Annotated in this window: 4 protein-coding genes; all 4 read right to left on the bottom strand. The window is 70.2% G+C overall.

The annotated features are described in order from the left end of the window. Positions 1-1,183: pseudouridine synthase (locus H0X00_RS17455; protein WP_293773353.1), on the bottom strand; the 1,183-nt coding region annotated here is incomplete at its 3' end. Continuing rightward, entirely contained in the window at positions 1,184-1,918 is a 735-nt protein-coding gene (scpB, locus tag H0X00_RS17450; protein ID WP_293773351.1) for an SMC-Scp complex subunit ScpB, read from the bottom strand. Positions 1,919-1,985: 67 nt separating this feature from the next. Beyond that, positions 1,986-2,843, bottom strand: coding sequence for a segregation/condensation protein A (locus tag H0X00_RS17445; protein ID WP_293773349.1), 858 nt, complete (start codon positions 2,841-2,843; stop codon positions 1,986-1,988). 118 nt (positions 2,844-2,961) lie between these two features. Continuing rightward, positions 2,962-4,017 (bottom strand): ParA family protein, encoded by a 1,056-nt coding sequence (locus tag H0X00_RS17440; RefSeq protein ID WP_367186676.1) that lies wholly within the window; start codon positions 4,015-4,017, stop codon positions 2,962-2,964. Positions 4,018-4,072: the final 55 nt, after the last annotated feature.

Raw genomic sequence — 4,072 nt, 5'->3', positions numbered from 1 at the left:
GAGCGCCGCGGTCCGACGGACCCGAGCGGCGGTCCGAGGGTGCCGAACGCTTCGCCGGAGCGCCGCGGTCCGACGGACCCGAGCGCTTGGCGGGGGCGGACCGCTTGGTCGGACGGCTCGAGCTTCCGTCGCGCCAGTCGTCGCCTCCGGCCTCCGGCCGCCGCGATCCCGACTTCCGCGGAGCCGTGCCCTTGAGGACGGCCCCCTTCGGCGCGGCCTTCCTGGGAGCGGCCTTCTTCGCGGCCGCCTTCTTCTCGGCGGACGCGGCATTCCGCTCGGCCTTGGCCTTGCGGACGGCCGGCGCGCCGACGTCCTTGCGCGACGCCGCGGCCTTCTTGCGCGCCTCGCCAGGGGCCTTCTTGCGCGGCGGCGGCTTGATGTCCTCCGAGGCGGTCAGCAGCGCCGAGACCTCGTGGGTGGTCAGGTGGCGCAGTCGGCCGGGGCCGAGGTTGCCCATGTTGACTGAGCCGATCTGCACCCGGACCAGACGCGAGACCGGGTGCCCGACGGCTTCGAACATGCGCCGGACGATGTGGTTGCGGCCCTCGTGGATCTCGATCTCGACCTGGATCCGGGCGCCGGACTGGCCGACCATCCGGAACTTGTCGGCTTTCGCGAGCCCGTCGTCGAGCTCGACACCGGCCTTGAGGGTGCGGGACAGGTCGCGCGGGATCGGGCCCGGGATGTCGGCGAAGTAGATCTTCGGCACGCCGTACTTCGGGTGCGTGAGCCGGTTGGCCAGCTCCCCGTCGTTGGTGAGCAGGATCAGGCCCTCGGTGTCGGTATCGAGGCGGCCGACGTGGAAGAGCCGTTCCGTGCGGTCCTGGACGTAGTCCCCGACGCAGGGCCGGCCCTCCGGGTCGCTCATCGTCGACACCACGCCGACGGGCTTGTTCAGCACCAGGTAGACCATGCCCGCGCGCGTCGGCAGCCGGGAGCCGTCGATCGTGATGATCGCGGTGTCCGGGTCCACCCGCATGCCCTGCTCGCGCACGGTCTTGCCGTCGACGGTGACCCGGCCCTCGTCGATCAGTTCCTCGCAGGCCCGGCGACTACCCAGCCCGGCCGCGGCCAGCACCTTCTGCAGCCGGATGCCCTCCCCGGGGGCGTAGGTCTCGTCGGGACCGTCGTCGAACTCGTCGTTCTCGGCGTCGTTCTCGGCGTCGTACTCCTCGTTGCTCACCTAGGAGCTCGGGAGGTCGAGGTCGCCTTCGAGGCTGCTCAGTTCGGGCAGCAACGGAGCCAGTTCGGGCAGCTCGGACAGGTCGTTCAGACCCAGCCGCTCCAGGAAAAGGTTCGTGGTCCGGTACAGGATCGCTCCACTCTCGTGTTCGGTGCCGGCCTCTTCGACCAGGCCGCGGGAGAGCAGGGTGCGCATGACGCCGTCGACGTTCACCCCGCGCACCGCCGACACCCGGGCGCGGTTCACGGGCTGCCGGTAGGCAACCACGGCGAGGGTCTCCAACGCGGCCTGGGTCAGTCGGGCCTGCTGGCCGTCCCGGACGAAGCGCTCGACGACGGTCGCGCACTCTTCGCGGGTGTAGAAGCGCCAGCCGCCCGCCACCTCGCGCAGGGCGATGCCGCGGCCCTCCTCGGCGTATTCGGCAGCGAGGGTCTCCAGGCAGGCTTCGACCTCGGCGAGGGGACGCTCGCACACCTGGGCCAGCGTCGTCGCGTCGACGGGGGTGTCGACGACCAGCAGCACAGCCTCGATCGCCGCGCGCAGGGTCGGGCCGCCGCCCAGCGGCGCGTCGTCCAGGTCGGTCGCGGAGTCGCCGGTCTCGTACCCGTCCTCACCGACGGTCTCGGGTGCGGTCCCCTCCACGGCGTCGTCGATCTCCTCGACGACCTCCGCAACGGTCACGAACTCCGGGGCGGACTCGCTGCTCTCGGTCGGCCGATCGATGTCGATGCTCATCGACACTCCTCGCTGCGCTCGTCGTACCGCTTCGCTCTCATGCTCCGACATTGATTCGCTCGCAAGCTCACTCATGCTCCTGAGCTGAAGCGCCCGGCTGTGCAGGGCCGTGCTGGCTGGGTATGGCCGGCGCTTCGTCGAACTCGTCGTGCACCACGACCTCGCCGTCCTCGGTCCCGGTCCAACGGATGTGCAGCTCGCCCAAGGGGGTGAGCTGCTCGAAATTGACCACCTGCTCGCGGAACAGCTCCAGCAGGGCCAGGAAACGCGCGACCTTCGTCGCCGTGTCCTCGCAGTCGGCGACCAACTGGCGGAAGGTCGAGCCGCCGAAGTGTCGCAGCCGCTCCACCAGGATCGCGGCCTGCTCGCGCACGCTCACGCGCGTCACGTGCAGGTGGGCGATCGAGACGACCGGCTCCGGCTTGGGCGCGAGCGCCTTGGCCGCGAGCGCGGCGAACTCGTCCGGTCCGAGCCCGATCAGCACCTCGGGCAGCAGCTGGGCGAACGGCTCCTCCAGCCCCACCACCCGCGGGAAGCGCTTGGACTCGGTCGCGAGCCAGTCCTGGAACTGCTTGGCGACCTGCTTGTAGGCCTTGTACTGCAGCAGTCGCGCGAAGAGCAGGTCGCGGGCCTCCAGCAGGGCCAGGTCCTCCTCGTCGTCGATCTCACCGGCCGGCAGCAGCCGGGCCGCCTTGAGATCGAGCAGGGTGGCCGCGACCACCAGGAACTCGCTGGTCTCGCCCAGGTCCCAGTCCGGGCCCTGAGCCCGGATGTAGGCGATGAACTCGTTGGTGACCGTCGCCAACGCGATCTCGGTGATGTCGAGCTTGTGCTTGGAGATCAGGGTCAGCAGCAGGTCGAACGGGCCCTCGAAGACGCCCAGGTGGACCTGGAACGCCTTCGAATCACCCGGAGGAGGAACCACAACAGCCTCATCCGGCGCAGGAGCCAATTCCTCCGAAGAAGGGAGCTCCGGCTCCGAAACGCCGGTCTCTAGCGCGGAATCCACCGACGAACCGTAGCCGACGCCGAGCACCCCGGCGTCAGCGGCGATAGCCCACCTGCTGGACCCGCGCCGGGCGGGCCAGGAGCTCGCGGGCGAGCTGACGGTAAGCCTTCGCGCCGGTCGAGGCCGAGGCGTAGGTGGTGATCGGCTCGCCGGCCACCGTGGTCTCGGGGAATCTGACGGTGCGTCCGATCACCGTGTGGAAGACCCCGTCGCCGAAGGCCTCGACTACCCGGCTGAGCACCTCGCGCCCGTGCACCGTCCGGGCGTCGAACATGGTGGGGAGGATGCCCTCCATGTGCAGGTCCGGGTTGAGCCGGTCCTGGACCTTGGCGATGGTGTCGGTGAGCAGGGCCACGCCGCGCAGCGCGAAGTACTCGCACTCCAACGGGATGATCACCGAGTGCGCGGCGGTCAGCGCATTGAGGGTGAGCAGGCCGAGCGAGGGCTGGCAGTCGATGATCATGAGGTCGTAGTCGGCCTGCAGCGGCGCGAGCGCCCGGTACAGGCTCTGCTCGCGCGCGACCTCGTTGACCAGCTGGACCTCGGCCGCGGCCAGGTCGATGTTGCAGGGCAGCAGGTCCAGACCCGGCACGTTGGTCTTGAGCAGCACGTCCTCGGCGCGGGTGCCGCGCTCCATGAGTAGGTTGTGCATGGTCAGGTCGAGCTCGTGCGGGTTGATGCCCAGGCCCACGGACAGCGCACCCTGGGGGTCGAAGTCGACGAGGAGGACCTTGCGGCCGTACTCGGCCAGGGCGGCGCCCAGGTTGATCGAGGAGGTCGTCTTGCCGACCCCGCCCTTCTGGTTGCACATCGCGATGATCGTGGCCGGGCCGTGCCGGTCCAGTGGGGGCGGCTCGGGGAAGATCGGCAGTGGCCGGCCGGTCGGGCCCAGCTTGGCCGAGGTCCGCAGCGAACCTTCGCCGAAGATCGGGTCCTCGGCCATCGCCATCTCGTCGACGTGATCGGCGGATCGGCTCGGCGCCCAGCGGCGCTCCTTCGGCACGGCGGCGCGCACGGTCGGAAGCGGCGGGAAGGACTCGCCGGCCCGAGCAGTGGCCCCCGCGAATCGCGATCCGAACTTGTCCGTCATTTGCTGCCGACCTTCTCCGCGTGGGCACTTGTCGGGGGTCGACGGGGGCGGAGCC

Source organism: Sporichthya sp. (assembly GCF_013815995.1).
Taxonomy (GTDB): Bacteria; Actinomycetota; Actinomycetes; order Sporichthyales; family Sporichthyaceae; genus Sporichthya.
This window is presented reverse-complemented; position numbering and strand designations above follow the sequence as displayed.